This window comes from Paenibacillus dendrobii (assembly GCF_009807035.1).
GTDB lineage: Bacteria > Bacillota > Bacilli > Paenibacillales > Paenibacillaceae > Paenibacillus_AQ > Paenibacillus_AQ dendrobii.
On the sequence record NZ_WUBI01000001.1, the window covers coordinates 973076 to 993665 of the forward strand.

Annotated in this window: 15 protein-coding genes and 1 other annotated feature; of the genes, 1 reads left to right on the forward strand and 14 read right to left on the reverse strand. The window is 46.1% G+C overall.

Annotation, left to right across the window (positions count from 1 at the left end; translation table 11 throughout):
* Positions 1–112: 112 nt before the first annotated feature.
* The 11 genes from GRF59_RS04140 to GRF59_RS04190 all read right to left on the reverse strand — a co-directional run bounded on the left by GRF59_RS04140 (position 113) and on the right by GRF59_RS04190 (position 14247).
* Positions 113–1669: an ABC-F family ATP-binding cassette domain-containing protein gene (locus GRF59_RS04140; protein WP_160496379.1), complete on the reverse strand. Its 1557-nt coding sequence runs from the start codon at positions 1667–1669 to the stop codon at positions 113–115.
* A 96-nt stretch (positions 1670–1765) separates the two neighbouring features.
* Entirely contained in the window at positions 1766–4330 is a 2565-nt protein-coding gene (locus tag GRF59_RS04145; RefSeq protein WP_160496380.1) for a glycosyl hydrolase family 95 catalytic domain-containing protein, read from the reverse strand.
* 168 nt (positions 4331–4498) lie between these two features.
* The gene (locus GRF59_RS04150; RefSeq protein WP_160496381.1) at positions 4499–5602 is read right to left on the reverse strand and encodes a hypothetical protein; all 1104 of its coding nucleotides are present in this window, start codon (positions 5600–5602) and stop codon (positions 4499–4501) included.
* 61 nt (positions 5603–5663) lie between these two features.
* Positions 5664–7064: a sensor histidine kinase gene (locus tag GRF59_RS04155; RefSeq protein WP_160496382.1), complete on the reverse strand. Its 1401-nt coding sequence runs from the start codon at positions 7062–7064 to the stop codon at positions 5664–5666.
* A 3-nt stretch (positions 7065–7067) separates the two neighbouring features.
* Positions 7068–7727, reverse strand: coding sequence for a response regulator transcription factor (locus GRF59_RS04160; RefSeq protein ID WP_160496383.1), 660 nt, complete (start codon positions 7725–7727; stop codon positions 7068–7070).
* Between the two features lie 138 nt (positions 7728–7865).
* Positions 7866–8672 carry a GNAT family N-acetyltransferase gene (locus tag GRF59_RS04165; protein WP_160496384.1) on the reverse strand — a complete coding sequence of 269 codons (807 nt, stop codon included), beginning with the start codon at positions 8670–8672 and terminating at the stop codon, positions 7866–7868.
* 11 nt (positions 8673–8683) lie between these two features.
* Positions 8684–9211 (reverse strand): GNAT family N-acetyltransferase, encoded by a 528-nt coding sequence (locus GRF59_RS04170; protein ID WP_160496385.1) that lies wholly within the window; start codon positions 9209–9211, stop codon positions 8684–8686.
* A gap of 100 nt (positions 9212–9311) precedes the next feature.
* Positions 9312–10397 carry an aspartate-semialdehyde dehydrogenase gene (asd, locus tag GRF59_RS04175; RefSeq protein WP_160496386.1) on the reverse strand — a complete coding sequence of 362 codons (1086 nt, stop codon included), beginning with the start codon at positions 10395–10397 and terminating at the stop codon, positions 9312–9314.
* Between the two features lie 184 nt (positions 10398–10581).
* Positions 10582–10848: a binding site (T-box leader), on the reverse strand.
* Positions 10849–10964: 116 nt separating this feature from the next.
* Positions 10965–11912, reverse strand: a complete 948-nt coding sequence (locus tag GRF59_RS04180) for a VanZ family protein (RefSeq protein ID WP_160496387.1) — start codon at positions 11910–11912, stop codon at positions 10965–10967.
* A gap of 32 nt (positions 11913–11944) precedes the next feature.
* A complete protein-coding gene (locus GRF59_RS04185) occupies positions 11945–12103 on the reverse strand; it encodes a hypothetical protein (RefSeq protein ID WP_160496388.1) in 159 nt (52 codons plus the stop codon).
* A 287-nt stretch (positions 12104–12390) separates the two neighbouring features.
* Positions 12391–14247: an LTA synthase family protein gene (locus GRF59_RS04190; protein WP_160496389.1), complete on the reverse strand. Its 1857-nt coding sequence runs from the start codon at positions 14245–14247 to the stop codon at positions 12391–12393.
* A 286-nt stretch (positions 14248–14533) separates the two neighbouring features.
* Here GRF59_RS04190 and pdxR point away from each other — a divergent pair, with 286 nt between their 5' ends.
* A complete protein-coding gene (gene pdxR, locus GRF59_RS04195; RefSeq protein ID WP_160496390.1) occupies positions 14534–15970 on the forward strand; it encodes a MocR-like pyridoxine biosynthesis transcription factor PdxR in 1437 nt (478 codons plus the stop codon).
* A gap of 84 nt (positions 15971–16054) precedes the next feature.
* On the opposite strand, the gene GRF59_RS04200 is transcribed toward pdxR, so the two are convergent.
* The 3 genes from GRF59_RS04200 to uvrA all read right to left on the reverse strand — a co-directional run bounded on the left by GRF59_RS04200 (position 16055) and on the right by uvrA (position 20458).
* Positions 16055–16258, reverse strand: coding sequence for a hypothetical protein (locus GRF59_RS04200; protein WP_160496391.1), 204 nt, complete (start codon positions 16256–16258; stop codon positions 16055–16057).
* Positions 16259–16375: 117 nt separating this feature from the next.
* Positions 16376–17899 carry an MDR family MFS transporter gene (locus GRF59_RS04205; protein WP_160496392.1) on the reverse strand — a complete coding sequence of 508 codons (1524 nt, stop codon included), beginning with the start codon at positions 17897–17899 and terminating at the stop codon, positions 16376–16378.
* A 57-nt stretch (positions 17900–17956) separates the two neighbouring features.
* The gene (gene uvrA / locus GRF59_RS04210) at positions 17957–20458 is read right to left on the reverse strand and encodes an excinuclease ABC subunit UvrA (RefSeq protein WP_160496393.1); all 2502 of its coding nucleotides are present in this window, start codon (positions 20456–20458) and stop codon (positions 17957–17959) included.
* Positions 20459–20590 lie beyond the last annotated feature (132 nt).

Genomic DNA, 20590 nt, shown 5'->3' on the forward strand with positions numbered 1-20590 from the left:
ATGCATCTTCCTTTCTTGATCACTCCATGTGATACAAACACAAAAAAAGTCGCATTACTGCGACTTTTTCTGATTATTTCATGAAACTTATGGATCAGGTGAAGTGTAAGACTTAAAATACTTTTGTCGTCCAAGATTCGCAATTCCAAATATCTGTAGCGATATCGTTATAAAACTCGGGTTCGTGAGAGATCATCAGAATGCTGCCTTTGTACGCTTTTAGCGCACGTTTCAGTTCGTCTTTCGCATCGACGTCCAAATGGTTCGTGGGCTCGTCAAGTACAAGCAGATTGGTTTCCCTGTTAATGAGTTTGCAGAGACGGACCTTGGCTTTTTCCCCGCCGCTCAGCACCGCGATTTTGCTCTCGATATGCTTGGTGGTGAGTCCGCATTTCGCAAGCGCTGCCCGAACTTCAAACTGGCTCAAGGATGGGAATGTTTCCCATATTTCCTCGATACACGTGTTGTAATTGCCCTCTTTCATTTCTTGCTCGAAGTATCCAATCTCCTGGTTGTAACCCAGCTCAACGGAACCGGATAACGCAGGGATCTCGCCTAAAATGCTGCGCAGCAGCGTCGTTTTCCCGATGCCGTTCGCACCCACAAGCGCCACTTTTTGTCCGCGTTCCATTTGAAGGTCAAGCGGTCTGGATAGCGGACTGTCATAACCGATGACCAATCCTTTAGCCTCAAAAATCACTTTGCCGGACGCTTTAGCATCCTTGAAGTTAAATTGCGGTTTCGGTTTTTCTCTCGAAAGCTCAATAACTTCCATTTTATCGAGTTTCTTCTGTCTGGACATCGCCATATTCCGGGTAGCTACACTCGCTTTGTTACGGGCAACAAAATCCTTCAGGTCTGCGATTTCTTGCTGCTGACGGTTATAAGCCGATTCAAGCTGTTGTTTTCTCATTTCGTAGACTTGTTGGAACTGATCGTAGTCGCCGACATAACGGGTCAGCTTTTGATTTTCCATATGATAAATCAGATTGATGACGCTATTCAGGAACGGAATATCGTGCGAGATCAGGATAAATGCATTTTCATACTCCTGCAGATAACGTTTAAGCCATTCGATATGCTGTTCATCCAAGTAGTTGGTAGGCTCGTCCAAGAGCAGAATATCCGGTTTTTCCAGCAGAAGCTTAGCCAGCAAAATTTTCGTGCGCTGCCCGCCGCTAAGGTCGTTGACGTCGCGATCCAGACCAATGTCGGTAATGCCAAGCCCGCGTGCCGTCTCCTGCACCTTCGCATCAATCATATAAAAATCCTGGCTGGTCAGCGTATCTTGAATGGTTCCGACTTCTTCCAGCAGCTTATCCAGCTCTTCCGGCGTTACTTCACCCATCTTGTTGTACATGTCATTCATTTCTTGCTCGAGGTCGAACAAGTATTGAAACGCACCCCGAAGCACATCTTGAATGGTCATGCCTTTGGTCAATACAGCATGCTGATCCAGGTAACCCACCCGTACCCGCTTGGACCATTCAACCTTGCCTTCATCCGGCTGCAGCTTGTTCGTGACGATGTTCATGAACGTAGATTTACCTTCACCGTTCGCACCGATTAATCCGATGTGTTCGCCTTTTAGAAGTCTAAACGAAACATCCTTAAAGATGGCGCGATCTCCAAAACCATGACTTAATCCTTCAACATTTAATATGCTCATCGATAGACACCTTTTTCTAATTTTATCGATCTATTATAAGCATGATGAAGTAAAACTTTCAATAAAAACATAAACTTATCTGTTAAAAAAGCATTCTTAACTGAATCTGCATAACTCGAACTCTTCGCCTTTCAGCGTGTTGAATTCCAGCAAAGAGCCTTTCATTACCTTTTTCTCCCCCTCTGCGTTTTGCAAAAAAACATCTGCTTCCCCCCATGGATTTCTGACTCTGCACATTCCGCCTAGCGTAGACGTGATCTTAACATAGGGAATGATGCCTGATTGAATGGCTGATGCAACGATAAATCCTCCATGGCACCATAGGGACATTTCCGCATTCCAGTCTGCCGGACATGCAGGGAACAAACGAATGACCGATTCCTTGCCTGGACCCGGAGGCTGACTTTGGCAAAGCGCCGCCTGAAGCGCAGAGGCAGCATTGCCTAATCGCTGTATACTGATGCAGTTGACGCCTTCTCGAACGGTAAGCCTGTTATCGTAAAATTTCACGCGTCCGGTATCCGCAAAATAACAATATTCACGCTCTGCGTTAACGCATGCCAATTGAGCCAAAACAAACTCTTTGAACGGTTCGGCCAAGCCCATATGTGCAAGGACGCGGGCTGTGCTCGACATTTCGGATGCCCCACGGCTCCAGTCATGATCAAGCAGAGCTTCCTGGTACTTCATTGTTGCCAGTGTCGTTTCATACATTTCGGGATTTTCATATTGCGTTTCCAGCGAACTAAGGTTGCCGAATGCGCCCGGTTTCAAGCTGATGCCGCTCTTGTTATCCAACACAGGCCCGAGTGAGCCCACCCACACGGCGGGTTCATTTTCTTGCGTTCTCAAAACAGCATCAGGATGATCGCTTCGCGGCAGTGGAGCCAGATGTTCGTAGATCTCTTTCCATGCTGCACTTAGATCCTCATCTACGCTCAGTATTTCCGAAGCCTTTAGCGCCACCGGGAAAATCGTATGCATTCCTGCCATGGAATCCATCGTATTTTGGCCGCCGTAATATTTCTCGTCACTCGTCGTATTGTAAATGTGATAGCTGCCGTCTGCTCCCTTTCTCAGGTTCGGAAAATGTCTGAAAAACTCGGCAACTCCCTTAATCATCGGATAAGCCCGCTCCCGGAGCCAAGCTTCATCCTTGGTATACTCAAAGTACATCCAGAAATGATATGCAATCCCGACTTGTGATGCAAACATATGGGTGGTGAAGCCAAATGCGCCATAGTCACGCTCTACATAGACTAACTTGCCATCTACGTATTTCTCGTGATATTTCCAGTTCCATCTGCTCTCATGCGGGCGCTTCGAATAAGCAAATTCGCGGAAACGGTCGGTCATTTGATCCCATGGCTTGCGTACCAAATACAAATCTCGCATTTCAGCCGCGATGGCCTCAGGCAACTCCTCCATCCCGTTGAATGTCACAACCTCAGGAATGTAAATGCCATCGCTATCCCACTGCTGCTTGGCAGCTGTAGCACAGGAGTCTAGCATGGACGAATACATGTTAAAATAAGGCTGAAATAGCTCGTTATGTCCTGACGGAAGCACAGCGTTATAATACAGGTTCATATTATTCCACCAATGCATGGCTCCCCAATGTCTGAGATCTCCCCTCGGGCTTAGCAGCATTCCTCCGAAGTTTGGCGGAAATTGCCCGCCCCTGGAGTTTGACGCCATCAGATACAAATAGTAAGTGTAATGCTGCTCTACCGTTTCAGCGCTGTTGTCTTCGCTGCTTAAACGTATATATGATTTCTCCCAAAACCGGTTCCACCAAGTCTTATGCTCCTGAAACAGCCTATCATACCCTGCCGTAATTGCTTGCTGTACGGTGCGGATGGCTGTTTCTACAACGTCCTCGTGTTCATCAAAGCTGGCCGCGCTGCCAATAAAAATATCGAATATTCCAAGACCCGGTTTAACGCACAAACGCATTTCAGTTTCATTCGGCTGTCCGATGACTTGGCTTTCCCTGAAGCTCCCTACTGGCATTCGTCCACCGAGCTCATCGTTCATCCTGGCCTTGGCTGCGCGTCCGTTTATTCCGATGGCAACGGCAGAGCTGCAGTAATAGCCACCCTCCCTGAATTCTTGCTTTAAGACAATCATGCCGTCCCGCATACTTAAAGCCGAGATCGCCGAATGATTTTTGGTTACGACCTCTGCCGGTCTCATCATTTTGAGTTTAATGTTAATTCCTTGAGGATCTACTCTCTCATCCTGCACACGGACTCCGAATACGTCCTGATGGGCTGAAGCGAAGACCTCAGCTTGCACTCCTTCGCCAGCGATCTTGGCCAACCCGTCAAAAAGATGTAAATGCTGCTTGATGCCATGATCATGAAAAACGTCCTCGCCATAATCGACAAAGTCGATGTCAACGAACCCGCTCGCATAAGCGTAATCGGAGTGTCGTTGATTGAAACTGTTCGTATTACAGTCGTTTGCATACACGTCGACGCGGTTCACCTGAAATTTCAGGGCAGATGGAGATGTCCACAGCAAGCTGCCCATTTTACCGTTGCCCAGCGGCAATCCGCCTTCGCTTCGTTTTACGGTATGCTCATAGTGCAAATCAGCCCGCGATACAAGCTCCGCATAATCAATCTTCGGATGGTTAAACGCCGTTTTCACAAACATTCACGCTCCTTCTCCATTCATTTCATATCTATCATAATAGAGTCGACGAGTTTGCCTGTATGGATATATTATGACCTCCATGTCATTTGTTAAGAATTTAAAAGGTTGATCTTCAACAGATGTCCTCCGACGATCTGACGAGATCAACCTTCTGTGATCATTGATATGTTATTGCATAGCCTGTTTTGCCGGTTCGTATATAAGGCATCGCAATGTTTTTTCAGGATACCGCAATTCCGCTATGTAGGAGCTACCGTCTTTCATGTTGACGGATACGGGTACGAGACCGCGCTGATCATATTTGACATCCTCAATGTAAGACACATTTGTTATTTCGCGAGTCTCTCCCTGTTTCTCTCTTAGTATGGTTTTAGCTGCATCGATCCAGCTGTGATCCTGTTTGATCTGCTCTTTCATAGCTGCCGTGATGGGCGTCCTTTTATACGTACTCTTAAAAAGAGTGGTATCGACCACATTCCCGGTCAAAGAATCTATGAATACATCATACATGAAGTAAGTTTCTCCGCTTGCTTGCAGTGACTCCGCATTGTAAGGCTGAAAATGAACATACCATTCTCCAATTTGCCCAGGGCCGAATTTATGATAGGATGTGGTTACTTTCAGTTTAGAGAGATCGACATCAAACAAACGGGTTACACTGTCATGTGCCTTTGCCAACGCATCTGTCTCGCTTATATCTTTCGTATCGGGCTGAGATTTTTCTACTCGTTGACCTAAAGCAAAATTCACTCGGGCATGCCAATCAATATACTGCAACAATTCCTCATCTGTCAGGGGACGCTTGGGATAAACAAAGATTACTTTACTTAAGTCGAAATAGAAACTATAGGCTCCGGCTTTAAGGGGCAATGGCTTTTGAGGACGAATACCTTCATAAATATATTGTGCCTTCAAAACTTCCAGCCGTTTGGTTTCCTGATCGGTCATTTTACGGGTACTATTATTCTTTCCGGTCTTGTTGCCGTCAACATAGCGATAGATTTGTTGTATTTCTTCGTCCGTCATGGTTTCTCTTAAATATTCCTCCACTGTGGATACCGGAATGTCCGCTTCTACCTTCAATACCGGCACGTTGGTGTTCGTTAAAGCAATGGCAGGCACCTCTTGCCGGCTAGACGCCGAATACGTTTCAGGTACTTTGTGATCAAATGTCGTGGACGTAATAAGCGGAACGACAACCGCACTGACGGCTATCAGACCGCCGGAAATGGCGACTACCGCGAGAGTCTTGGATAGTTTCTTTTTGTTCATGATTGACAACCTCCATATTCAAGTAGGCTTGGCTCCATGTGTATACCTTAACTGAATCATGTTATAGAGTAAGAAGCGCATTGTTATGAAGTTGTAAAATCATTTTGACGCTGGTTCCGATATGCTCCTCGGATTCGAGGGACAGCTCCGCTTGATGCGCCTCCGCGATTTGACGGCATAAGGATAGCCCCAGACCAGCACCCCCATGCTCCCTTGAACGGGCGTTATCCACTCGGTAGAATGGCTCAAATACCTGCTTCACATGCTTCGGTGACATCCCTCTCCCAAAGTCGCGCACTTCCAGAATTACTGCGGAATTCTGTTCATATGCACTCAGTCTAATTTCGGAACCTTCGGACGAGGCATGAATTGCATTTTCAATACAATTCACGAGAAAAGAACCCAGGAGATCCTGATCTCCCCATACACTGTCAATTTCGGAATGAAGAACAAGACCGATACCGGCCAGTTCCAAATTCTTCTGCTCCGTCTGCCGAACGGATTCGAACAATTCACTAACCGATACTCTTGTTCGTTCCACGGACTGATGACTAAGAATGGATAGATCCAATAGCTTAAAGACCAAGTTCTTCAAGCGCAGTGTTTCGCTCCAGATATATCCACTGGCCGTCATTCGTTCTTCCTCGCCAATGTTGGCGGAATTCAAATATTGGGCAAAGCCCTGCATGCTTGTCAGGGGGGTTCGCAATTCATGTGCCAGGTTATCGACGATTCTTTGCTTTTCCTCAGCCATAGCAGAAAGCTCGGTTACATGAAGCTGCACGGCTTCGGCCATTCGATTGAAGTTTTGCGCCACTTCCCCAAATTCATCGTTGTTCTTTAATGTCACCCGCTCGCCATAATTTCCTTCTGCGATATTTTTCGTCGTATTGGACAATTGCCTAAGCGGTTTCGTTAACTGCCGGATCAAGACAAAGAGCAAAATAACCAGAATCGGACTCGCGATAAAATTGATGTAAACAAAATAACGATTTAATTCCGCCTTTTTGGCATACAGCTCTCCGATATCCCGGCGGTATGTCAACAACAGATGATTGTACGGGGACGGTAGCTCATTGGATATGACCGCTTCTCGTACCGTTTGTTCTTCTGTCTTCTCGTTTCGTATTCCGGTAATGTCCTGTGCAGCGGAATCGTCAGAATACACCAAGTGCCCCTGATCCCACAGTTGTAACGTGATCCCCTGCTGCCGATAATAATCCGCGTAAGAGTGCGCAACATCAAACAATACGTTATCGTTAATGGAGATTCCCCGTGATTTGACGGAATTCAAATTTTCGTAAATATTGTTGGCAATTAATGCCTGCTCACTGGAAGCACGCTGCATCTCTCTCTCCATGTTTAGCTTCCAGCTTTTGTTCATAATCATAATGACGCTAATATCCAGGGTCAGAATGAATAAGAACAGCATAACCAACAGCGTTTTCTGCCAAAATCTCATGGCTCACCCCTCCGCTTCCAGACGGTAACCAAGCTTGTAAATGGTTTTTATTTGTTCTTCCCATCCTAGTTTTTTGCGCAGCTGACTGATATGTACGTCCACGGTACGGGTATCTCCTTCGAATTCATATCCCCAAGCCAGTTCGAGCAGCTTTTCCCTGGATAATGCAATATTTCTGTTCTGAATCAAAACCTCCAGCAGCTCAAACTCTCTTGCAGTCAGTTCCACTGGTTGTCCACTCTTGTAGATCTTCCTGGCAGCCAAATGGACATCCACGTCTCCGGCTATAAATCCGTCATGTTCCCGGGCGTTTCGGCGCAAAACCACATTAATGCGCGCCAGCAGCTCCAAAATTTCAAATGGTTTAATGATATAATCATCCGCGCCAAGTTCAAACCCCGTAATACGGTCCACTAATGAATCCTTGGCAGTAATAAAAATCACCGGAACATTGAGGTGCCGATAACGTTTCATGACTTCAAAACCATTCAAATCAGGCAGCATCACGTCCAACAATATCAGATCAATCTTCTCCCGATCCAAAATAGGCCCCATCTCAGCCCCGCTGAAAGCTTTAAAAAACTGATGCCCCACAAGCTTTAAATTCATCGTAATCAAATCGCTAATCGGCTTTTCATCTTCGACTACCAATATCTTTGCCATTCCCGTATCCCCCGTATATTGCATTTCTCTGGTTTGTCGTACTATTAAAAGGACAGATGTTCTTATAATCTTACACTTCTCACAATAATTGCAAGCCCTATGTTGAAAATAAAAATAGCAGCCTAATGGCTGCTATAATCAAATTTGATATTCTCGCGGTCCGCTCCCTATCACAAATTCTACTATGTATTGGGTGCAAATGGGTTCGTATCCAATTGATTGATAGAGCTGGATCGCCCCGACATTTCCCTCCAGGACATTCAAGTATACATGTGGCGTAACCTCTCTGCCCGATCGTGTCAGCTCCGTACAAACCGACTTTCCATACCCATTTCTTCTCCAAGCTGCATCTGTTCCGATATTTCCGAGCTCGACGTAATTTTCACTAAAGATGTGGTATCCTCCCACGGCTATGAGTTCATCATGATTCATCACGCCATAAAAAGGATGATTCAATTCTTCTTTGGTAAAAGCCATGGTCTGCAGTTCTGCCATCTTGGTCTCAATTAGCCCATAGGAAGACGGCTGCAATCGAATAACCCTTTCGTCCCTTGACGGCAGCGCTTCCTGATGGACATGCTTCATGAGAAGCAGTTTTTTGGGAGAGCCAGAGATCTCGATCTGGCGAGAGAAAACGTCCATTTCTTCTTCGTTCAGAATAAAGCTGCCCACGGCGCCATCAGGCAACTGAAGCTCCTCCTTCATGAACGCCATCATTGACTGCAGATCAAACGACTCATGAAGGGAATACACCGAAAATGCATGGAACGGAAGACCCCTGAGATAAGCCAAGACTCCGAAGAGCTCTCCGCTCTCCGTAAATTGCCCGTAATGAGCGGTATTCGGCCTGCGGCAAGTCAGGTATGAATAATACAAAAAATGCTGGTCCCGATTGATCGTGCATAAAAGGGAGTCCAACTCGGTTGAACTTAATTTACGATACATGGTCAATGCTCCTATCCATGAATGTCGATCCAATATCTCTTGATAACATTTCCGTTCTCTTCAACATAATCCTGATCAGGTACTCCGCCATTATTGATGATGGTTCTTTCCGAGCCGACATTGATTTCGTCGCATACGACCAGTACTTTATCGATACCTAACGTTTTAGCTTCTGCCAGAGATAATGCCAGCAACTGTGTTGCATATCCTTTCCTTCTTTCAGAAGGACGAATTCCATAACCGATATGCCCGCCTTCATTCATCAAGAAATCGTTCAATTCATGCCTGATATTAACCGCACCGATTACTTTTTGATCTGCGGAGACCAACCAGAACGTTGAATCAGGAACCCAGCCTTCCGGTAAATCTATCCCTCTAGCATGATTATCAAGCCAGTCTAACATCGCCTCAAAATCTTGAGGATCTCTGCTAATGACCCACGGAACCATATCTTCTCCGCTTTCTTTCCATTCCGTATAAAAATCGAAATATTCGTTCTTGAGGTTCAACGTGGGCTTTGTTAGGAAAACATGATTCATCTTTCTACCTCCCCGTACAGATTTGATTAAAAAATGCCGCAATACCCCTGTTCAGGAATATTGCGACATCCGTCCGTTCTTTAAAGACTCGCATGGGTTCTTATTTGGCTTGAATATATCCCTCAGCCTTGAGCAATTCAGCGATCAGAACAGCACCGCCGGCAGCGCCGCGCAGCGTATTATGAGATAGGCCTACGAATTTGAAATCGTAGATGGAATCTTCGCGCAGTCTTCCCACCGATACGCCCATGCCGTGCTCGATGTCACGGTCCAGTTTGGTCTGCGGTCTGTTCTCTTCTTCAAAATACGTGATGAACTGCTTCGGCGCGCTCGGCAATCCCAATTCCTGTGGACGGCCTTGGAACTGGCTCCAGCGAGCAAGAATTTCTTCTTTGGAAGGTTTGTTCTCGAACGATACGAATACAGTCGCCAAATGTCCATCCGTAACCGGAACACGAATACACTGCGTCGTGATGAGCGGGGAGCTTGCTTTCACGATCTCGCCATCCACTACATTGCCCCAAATACGAAGCGGCTCCTGCTCGCTTTTCTCTTCCTCTCCGCCGATATACGGGATGACATTATCCAGCATATCCGGCCAATCGGTAAAGTTCTTGCCTGCTCCGGATATCGCCTGGTAGGTCGATGCAACCACTTGCGTAGGTTTGAAATCAAGCAAAGCATGGAGTGCCGGAACATAGCTCTGAATGGAGCAATTCGGTTTAACCGCGATGAATCCGGTCTCCGTGCCCAGACGTTTTCTCTGCGCTTCAATCACTTCCAAATGCCCTGGATTAATCTCCGGAATAACCATTGGAACGTCCGGCGTCCACCGATGAGCCGAATTATTGGAAATCACGGGCGTTCCCGTTTTGGCATACGCCTCTTCCAACGCTTGAATTTCGTTCTTTTTCATATCAACCGCGCAGAAAATGAAATCGACATCGGCGGCAACCTCTTCGACTTTCGAAGCGTCCTGAACGATGATGTTTTTTACTTTTTCAGGGATGGGACCGGCCATCTTCCATCTGTTCTGTACGGATTCTTCATAGGTTTTGCCTGCCGAGCTGCTGCTGGCTGCAATGGATGTTACTTCGAACCAGGGATGCTCATCGAGCAATTGAACAAAACGTTGACCTACCATGCCGGTTCCTCCGACAATACCCACTTTAAGTTTTTCTGACATGATCTTCAAATCCTTTCAATATGGCATTATGTTCATCGCAATACCAATCATCCGTTATCATGGATTCGGTATGCAGTGATTTTCGTCTAAATAATCATTCCATCCGGCTTCGTGTTCCCATCTTACATGTATGCAGCATTTTTCCTAAAGACACAATAAAAAATCCCACCCCCAAGACCGTAGTCTTAGGGACGAGATTGTATGCTCGTGGTACCACCCCAGATTCGCCAATATGTCGCCATATTCGCCTCTTCGAGTACGTCATGACCATGTCATGAATTTATACTCTAGCTCTGTAACAGGAGCTCCTGGCACGACATCCCCTTGATTAAAAAGGTTCCGAGGTGCTGCTCTGAGGCTTTGTTCAATAAACAATTCCTTACTCCTTTTCAGCTGGCGGAGCTCTCTGTAAAAGAATTCATTTATTTACTCTTCTCTTCGTCGCATTTGATATTACTGACTATAATATAAAAAAAACGCGCCGAGGTAAACATTTTTTTTCTTTGCCGGACCATTATACCGGGTCAGACCGGGAATTCAACGAGTTGTCTTCCTTCGAACGAAGCACTAATTCCACCAGTATTTCATTCTCTTAACCGTTACATCCCATAGCATTGCATCCGGTTCAATCGTTATTGTAAGCTCTTTGACCCTGTTCAGTGGAAATTCAAAGGAGCAAGGTTGATTATCTTCATTATCCATAGGACGACATACTTCGGAGAGAGAAATTTCATTTCCATCCCAAGATAGGGTTGCCCCGGCTTTCGGATCCTTAGGATTCTTAGTACCGTAATAACCGGAAATCATCGTTTCTTTATTCCCCAATGCATAAGTGTATTTTTCGAAATCTTTACCCTGACTAGTATAAACGTTTATATGGGGCACAACCTTTTCGCCGCCAATGGTAAAATCATGCAGCTCTGTACCCACAGACGTATTGCCGTTTCTTTCTTCCATTTCATTCAATCCCTGTGCAGGACTTTCAATTTTGTTGAAAAAGGCTTTATCTGCCATCTCCGACAACCCCAAAACACCGACCGCGAGAATAACGGCGGATGCACCTGTAGTCATAAGGTTTTTGAATATCTTATTTGATCGAAAGCCGATTTTATAGGCAGCGAAACCTGCAGCAGCGCCAATGGAATTCTGAATTGCATCGTTAATATCGAAGCTGCCTAAGTAAGTCAGCATTTGAAGCGTCTCCAGCACAAGAATGGACAAGAAGAATATACTAATGAACTTGAAGAACCGAGTACCGTACAATAACGGAATCATGATGCCGAATGGCATGAATGCGGCTAGATTTCCCAAGCCGACCCAATCCATGAGCGTTAAATGCCGAAAATCATACATCTTGGGAAACTTTAAAAATTCATCTGGAATAGTAATGAATGTATAGTTGTCTACATCATGCGATGCACCGATTCTACCAAAGCCTAGAAACATAAAATATAATATCAACACACTATAAAGAAGCGTTGCTATCATGATCCACTTACGCTGCTTTGCGTCCATACAAGCTCCTTCGATCGAAATTTCTGCTGGGATTAGTTTAGTATCCGGGAAAATGCATTTCTAATAAAACCAAACCAATGCTCACCCGCATGCACAGCTCCATCCATCACTCTTCCGAACGCCATGTACAGCAAATAAACAATCAACAATATGATTAAAATGGTTAGAAAATTATTTTGTTTTTCTTCCACAACCGTTCCTCCCTTATTCCTTCACTATCATTTTTTTGAGTGTATCTCGAATGCTATTCTCACATTATATAGGGAAATGATCTGTCATCCTATTCAAGTTGCTTACGCTAACCTTACAGGTTTGTAAGCTGCGATCGAAAGCATATGATTTCCATCCAAGCATTCCAGAACCTGCCTCATCCTTCCTTAGGAAAAATAAAAACGACAAGCCTGAAAATAGTCTTTTCAAGGTTTGTCGTTTTTGCTTATTCATGTATTTGCTTCACGCGATGCTTCATAGTTCAAGATTAGGGTTGATCCGGCAGCTGCAATATATAGCTGTTCGATATGTTTAGCAACCGCTGGGCTGACGTAAATTGCGCTTCGGTCGATCCATCCTTCGTCATGGAATTGTCGTTTAAGCTGTAGTTGGTTCCATCCGCATATGCTTTACCTGTCACATAGATGCTTGTGTCGTTTATGAATGAGCCTGTCGGCAAAAAGTGTCTGAGCGGGATCAGATTCGTCTCTTGATTCAGAAGATCCTCGCCAAAATGCAGCTGCTGCGTGACCGAAACTCCAAGCAGGTTCGCGACCGTGGGTAAAATATCAACCTGACCGCCAGTCCGTTCGATGTTGGCAGGAAGTTCGCCGCTCGGCGAATGGACAATGAACGGAATGTTGAACATGTCTGCGTAGCCATACTCATGCCCAATGAGCTCTTCCATCAAGTTCCGTTCTTTGCTTCCGAGGGTATACATCGGCACGCCTTGGTGATCTCCATAAAAGACAACCAGGCTATCATCCCATATTCCGCTAGTCTTCAGTCCATCCAAAAATTGACCCATCGCATAATCCGCATAATTCTGTGCACGGATATAGTCCCCAAGCAATGTTCCTTCGTAAGCCTCGGGAAGCTTCATTTTGTACTTCTCTTCCGGTATACGGAATGGATGATGCGCGCTCATGGAAATGACCATGGCATAAAACGGTTTCTTCTCGGCATCGATTTTGGTTAGTTCCGGTACGGTTTTGGCGAACAATACTTCATCCGAAGATCCAAAAGCAATATGGTCATCATCGCCATAAAAGGACTGGTCGTAATATTTGTCGAATCCAATGGCTTTATAAAGATCCGTCCGGTTCCAGAAATCAACACTGTTTGTATGGAAAGTTGCCGTGTTATAGCCATTCCCGCTTAGTAATTTCGGCAGGCTCGGGAGTGCTTTTTTCATATAATCCGATGAAGTCGCAGGTTCATTTTTAGGCACGTAAAATGAGGTATTCACGGCAAACTCGGCATCCGAGGTCGTTCCTTGACCTGCGTTGGTGTAAAAATTGCTGAAATACGTATTCTCTTTTACCAGCCTGTTCAGATTTGGCGTGATCTCCTGGCCATCAAGGGTAAGTCCGATCAAAAAGTTTTGGAAGGATTCCATTTGTACCACGATCAGATTTTTGCCTTGATCAACGCCCCAATATTTCGGTGATTCCGGCGTTACCATGCCCTTCAGATCATCAATCTTTTGCTGCGAAATCTCATCGGATGGAATGATCTCTTCCTTCTCCGTCGTATCCGCAAATAAGGTATACACCTCGTAGTTAAGAATGCCCATGCTCTCAGCTTTTTTGATCTCACTCATGCTAGCGTGGTTCGGCCAGATGTTAAAAATACACAGTCCGAACGAGATAGCGGAAATGACGATCAGAACCATCCGGTTCATTCGTTTAGAGCCTCTTTCCTTCCATCTGGCAATGTATTTTGGACGGAACATGAAGAAAAGGAAAAACACGATATCCACAAAAATAAACAGATAATAAGGTGTAATGAGCGAATAGGTGCTCTCTCCTACCTTTGTAACTTTGTCCACTTGCTGCAAGGCATGGTAGGTGGCAATGACGCCATAGTATTTGTAATACATGAGGACGGCAAAATAGATTAACGTGATACATAGATTCGCGATCATATAATATAGGATCTTTCGTTTCGTGGCGAACCACTCAATTAAACTAAACACGATAATAAAAAACGGAATTTCAGTGAACACCATGCTCCAGTTGAGTCCTTCGTCAAATACGACGAACCACGCTACCGCGCTTTTCAAGAGCAGGATAAAGCTGAATAGGAATATAGGTCCGTTTTTAGGGGTGAATCGCTTGTTCATTAAAGCCCCATCCTCCTTACCTCTATGATTCCGATGTCTAACAGACCTTCGAAGTGACTTACACTATCATTAATATTTTACTCACGTTCATAGACAACTTCAAATAAGCATAGGCACAACGAGCCATTATACTCCGAATTTCGCTTTTATAAAAGTTTAGATAGAAATGGTATATTAAAAATATGATGCTCTGATAGAAGTTACACCGATATCCTTTTCCCAAGAAATCCATGTTATCATTAATATCGCCGTTATGAATTTAGTTGCCATTCAAGGAAGTGTATATATGTGGAAGCCAGATCGTCAAAGTCAAAAACCTCTGTACGAACAAATCGCCGATCATCTTGAACAGAAAATCTCTTATGGTGAATTTCCGCCAGGGAGCTTGCTTCCGTCCGAACGAAAATTAGCTGAACAATTAGGGGTAAACCGGAGCACCGTTATTTTGGCTTTCGCCGAGCTCAGATCCATGGGTATCATCGAAAGCCGTTCTGGTAGCGGAACACGGGTAAGCCAGTATAAATGGGGCGCTACGCCTAGGCATACCCCGAACTGGAAGAGATATGCCGAAGGCGGAAGCTTCCTTCCTAACGTTCCGTTCCTACGCAGAATCCGTGAAGCGCTGAGCCAGACCCCTTCCATGATCGACTTTGCGAGCGGAGAGCTTTCCGGCGACTTATCGCCCATGAACGAAATCGCAATGTTGATGGATGAGCATCATTATACCTCATACCTTGGTTACGCCAATCCACAAGGATACATACCGCTTCGGCAGGCACTTGTTGCCTATCTTGATCAATACCGCGGAATCCAAACGACGGAGTCGTCCATCCTGATTACATCTGGCTCCCAACAGTCGTTATTCTTGATTACGCAGTGTCTTCTGTCTCCTGGAGATGCCGTAGCCATCGAAGATCCTTCCTACTGCTATTCTTTGCCGATGTTTCAATCCGCGGGACTCCGATTGTTCAGGCTGCCCGTTGATCGTGATGGCGTTCGACCGGAGGATATCCGAACGTTGTACAAGAAGCACCGGATCAAGATGATTTTCACGAATCCTAATTATCAGAATCCAACGGGAACTTTCCTTACTGATGAGAGACGGAACAAATTGCTCGAGATCGCAAGTGAACTGGGTCTTCCCATTGTGGAAGATGATCCTTATAGCCTAACGGATTATGAAGGTGAATTTTGTCCCCCGCTCAAATCGGTAGATCCGCATGGCAATATCATTTACATTGGTTCTTTCTCCAAAATCGTCGCATCTGGGCTGCGCATCGGATGGATGGTTGCTCCGCATGCCATTGTGGAACGGCTGGCGGATGCCAGACAGCAAATGGATTTTGGACTCAGCGTGATACCGCAACAAGTGGCGGCGCAGTTTTTGATATCGTCTCATTTTGAGCCCCAGCTGAACCGTCTGCGAATGCAGCTTCGTTATAAGCGTGATCTGCTGATCGAAGCCCTGCAAAAAGAGCTTCCGGGCCTCATTCAGTACAACATTCCCCAGGGCGGAATACATATGTGGTGCAAGCTGGTACCTGAAGTTAATGATGCCAAGCTCCTGGAAGAAGGAATAAAAAAAGGGGTTGTATTCGTGCCGGGCAGCGTATATGGTTCCGATTCAGGTTATGTCCGATTTACTTTTGCCCGGGCAAAAGAGGAGGATATCGGCCCTGGTATTGCAGCCTTTGCGGAAGCACTACGAGAGCTTATCAAATAAATGCATGACAAAGGTTTAGGACTTCCTTCAACTGAAAACAACCGCAGAGCATGCGCTTCTGCGGTTGTTTTTAATTATCATGATTTACGCTTTCCAAACAACGATCGTGATGATTGCCAGAATAACGATGCAGGCAATATATATTCCACTAAGACGCATCCACTTTTTCCCGGTGTGCTGAAAATATTTCGGGTCTGCTTTTTTATTGCTTTTGGATTGGCCTATCATCATCGTTGCGACAAAACCGGCTGCCATCACAATAATGGCCATGATCAATAATCCGAGCATGTTCCCCCTCCTAAATGGGTTCCTGTTAAAACATGTCTCATTATAATGAATTGTCAGGCCTGTGACACCATCCATTTGTCCATCCATTCGACCCATCCATTTCGTTAATAAGTTCTATTAATGTGCTGCCGTATATTCTTCCAGCTCGGAAGCCGGGTCGAACTTCTCCTTGCTCATGGCAAATGCGGCTACAAGAGCAATAACGGACGGAATGATAGCCCAAGCAAACGTATGAACCAGAGATGAAGACAGCGCATCTGTAATCTTATCCAAAATTTGAGCCGGGATATTTTCACGTGTTCCCGGAGTCAGGATTTTACTCGGATCACTAAGATTGACGCCTTCCGGCGCTGCGCCGCCACCGGCGAACACGGTGGACAGATTCTTGGTAAACACATGACTTTGAATAATGCCGAATACCGTAATGCCCAAGGTCATTCCCAGCTCCCGCGTGAAGCTAAGCGTCGAACTTGCGGACCCCCGCTGTCTTGCCGTGAATCCATGAATCGCCGCATTGCTCAGCACGGAGAACGACGAACCAATCCCAAGACCGACTAAAATCATATAAATGGTGACCAGGTAGCGCGGAGTATCGGTCGTTAACGTGGTAAGCAGACCCATACCGACAAGAAGCAGTACCAACGTCGATATCATGATGGAACGATAATTGAACTTAGCCAGCAAGAAACCGCCGCCTGCTGCTGTAATCACGGAACCGACCATCATGGGAAGCAGAACCAGTCCCGAACTAGTAGCCGAGCCGCCAAATACGCCTTGAATAAAGATAGGAATGTAGACCGAAGCCGTAATAAACGCTGCACCGCTAAATATAGCCATGATATTGCTTGTCGAATATAAACGGTTCTTAAACATGCCAAAGGTGATGATGGGCTCTTCCACACGGCGTTCGATGAAAATAAAACCAACCAAAAGCACGGCAAAAGCTGCGAACAAACCGATGATCATACCAGAGTTCCAAGCGTACTCCTTCCCGCCAAGCTCAAGTCCGAACATCAGGCACAAAATGGAAGCTACAAGCGTGAAAGCGCCAAAGTAGTCGATTTTTTCCTTGGAATGCTCAACGGATTCCTTGTAAAAGAAGACAATCATGAAGAAGGCAATCACGCCTACCGGTAAGTTAATATAGAAAATCCAGGACCAATGGATATAATCCGTAATATATGCACCCAAAAGCGGACCGAAAATACTGGAAATACCATATGCGGCTCCAAATAATCCACCAATCTTGCCCCGTTTATCCGGAGCAACCACATCGAACATAATCGTGAATGCGATCGGCACGAGAGCTCCGCCGCCAATCCCCTGTATAGCCCGGTAAATACTAAGCTGTATAATAGAATCCGCAGTGCCGCATAGGGCTGAACCAGCCATAAATACGATAATACCGAAAATAAAGAATCGCTTGCGGCCATACATATCGGATAGTTTACCGAAAATCGGCATGCCCGCCATTTCTGCGATCATATAAGCGGAAGTCACCCACATTAATTTATCGAAGCCCCCCAGGTCCCCGACGATGGTACCGATGGCCGTGGATACGATGGTATTATCCATCGAAGCCATAAGCGTGGCCAGCAATAATGCCACGATGATCACAACTACATTATTTTTCTTTGCCATTTTCTATTGTTCCCTCCACTGTTTCCGCAATTTCTTTCTTGAACGTCAAATCTACTTTTAGATTCCCTCGGCAAGGATCTGTTTCAAGAACATTCCGGTATAAGAAGCCTTCACTTCTGCAACCTGTTCCGGTGTTCCTTCCGCTACAAGCTTCCCTCCTTCCGCCCCGCCTTCCGGACCAATATCTATAACCCAGTCCGATTCCCTTATCAATTCCAGGCTGTGCTCGACGACAACTACGGTATTTCCCGTATCGACGAGTTTATCCAGCAAGACCTGAAGCTGTCTAATGTCAGACGGATGGAGACCGGTTGTCGGCTCATCCAGGAGGTACAGCGTATGGTTTTTGGATGGCTTGCTGAGCTCTTTGGCCAATCTGATTCGCTGACCTTCACCGCCGGAAAGGGTTTTGACGGATTGACCCCACTGAAGGTAACCAAGCCCCACCTCGCACAGCATTTCAATGATGCCTGCCATTTTGGTCTCATCCTTGAGGATTGGAAGGCTCTCCTGCACCGACATATTCAGCAAATCCGAGATCGACAAGCCTTTGTACTGAACCTCAAGGACCTCGTCGGAAAACCGTCTTCCCTTGCAGTCAGGACACTTGACCTCCAGATCCGGAAGGAAGTTCATATCGACAGTAAGAACGCCTAAGCCCTGACATGTCTCACAACGACCACCAGGCGTATTAAACGAAAAGTGTTTGGTAGTCAGGTTTCGATCTTTGGCCTCCGGCAAGCCGGCAAACAGTTTTCGCAAATGTGTGAACACGTCTGTATACGTCGCAACGTTGGAGCGCTGGACTCGGCCCATCGGTGTTTGGTCGAAGGTTACGATATCTCCGATGTTCTGGAGTCCCTTCATTTCCTTGCACCCGGACAATTCTTGTTCTTTGGACTGTGCTTGTGCAAGAATATCAAAGACAAGCGTGGATTTGCCTGAGCCCGAAACTCCGGTTACGGCCACTAGACATCCCAGCGGAAAAGAAACAGACGGGATATCGATATTGCGAATCTTTGCCTCCAGGATTGTGATCTGTTGGCCGTTCCCTTTCCTGCGCTGGCGTACCGGAGCTTTGACGCTTTCTTCTCTCAAATAGGCCCCCGTAACCGATAGCTCGCTGGACATCAAATCCTCCAGGCTGCCTTCTCCAACGACGTTCCCCCCGTTCAATCCGGCACCTGGTCCGATATCGATGACATGGTCTGCCGCACGCATCATCTCGATATCGTGCTCAATGACGAGCACCGTATTGCCTAGATCACGCAGATCTTGAAGCACTCGAATGAGACCTGAGGTATCCCGGGGATGAAGTCCCGTAGTCGGTTCATCCAGAATATAGAGCACACCGGTAAGACCAGAACCAAGCAATGATGCAAGCCGCAGCCGTTGTGCTTCTCCTCCGGATAATGTGACGGTCTGACGGTTCAAGGAAAGATAGCCTAACCCGACATCCAAAATCCGCTTTAATCTTTTAGGCATATCATGAATCGGCTCAATCACATGAAGGGCTTCCGGAGGCTGTTCCTCCTGTAAGCGTTTCGTCCAATCGTATACTTCGCCTAGCGACCAGTCTGAAACTTCAGATATGGATGAGCCCGCTACCTCCACAAGACGAACTTCTTTTTTCAAGCGAGCTCCGTGGCATTCAGGGCAAAGCGTCTCATGGAAAAAACCGCCCTCTTTCTCTTGGCTTCCAGCCTCCCCTTCCTTTTCCTTATAACGACGCCATAATCCAGGTATGACCCCTTCGAACTTGGTCCCTTGAATTGGTTTGACATCCGGATAATGACGCTTGAATGCTTCACTCTCAACACCGTAATACAGCAAGTCACGCTGAATTGGGCCGTAGTCCTTCAAGAGCTGATCCGGATCGAACTCAAATCCGAAATGTTTACCAGCCGCTACTAATATGCGTGTCTGAATATCGCGATGGACGCCATTCAGCGAAGCAACCCCACCTTCGCTCAAGCTGAGTTCAGGATGAAATACCGCTGCCTCATTTATCGTTGCCACATGCCCCAGTCCGCTGCATGCTTCGCAAGCACCCTCCGGCTTGTTAAAGGAAAAGTGGGACATACCCAGTTTTTCCAGCTTCTCTCCACAATGTGGACAACTCGTTGTTTGACGATCGATCTCCTCATCTTCTTCCATGAGCAAGCCTACAGGTTCAAAAGAAGGCAAGATCCTGCCGCTGCAATGAGGGCAAATACGCTCGCCCAATCTTGCAAAGATAAAACGTACATACGTATACAAGTCCGTCACAGTGCCCACCGTTGAACGCGGATTACGATTCGTGACATGCTGTCCAACGCTAATGGATGGGGACAACCCTTCAATGGACTCGACTTTGGGTTTGCTGATCGCATCCGACATCATTCCCATGGAATCCAGATACTGTCTCTGACATTCGCGCTGCAATGTGTCCATGGCCAGCGTCGATTTACCAGATCCCGATGGTCCTGTCAGAACAACAAGCTTATATTTAGGTATGGAAAGCGAGATATTCTTGAGATTATTTTCTCTGGCACCCTTAATCACGATGGTTTCTTTCATATATATCCTCCTCACTGCAAAATGGGCTACATCCGCTAAAGCAAGTAATTTACCTACTCTCTGTATGTCCATTTGCAAATATTAAATGTATTCGATAAAATGAACTTGCTTGATTGATTCCTCGTCAAGTAT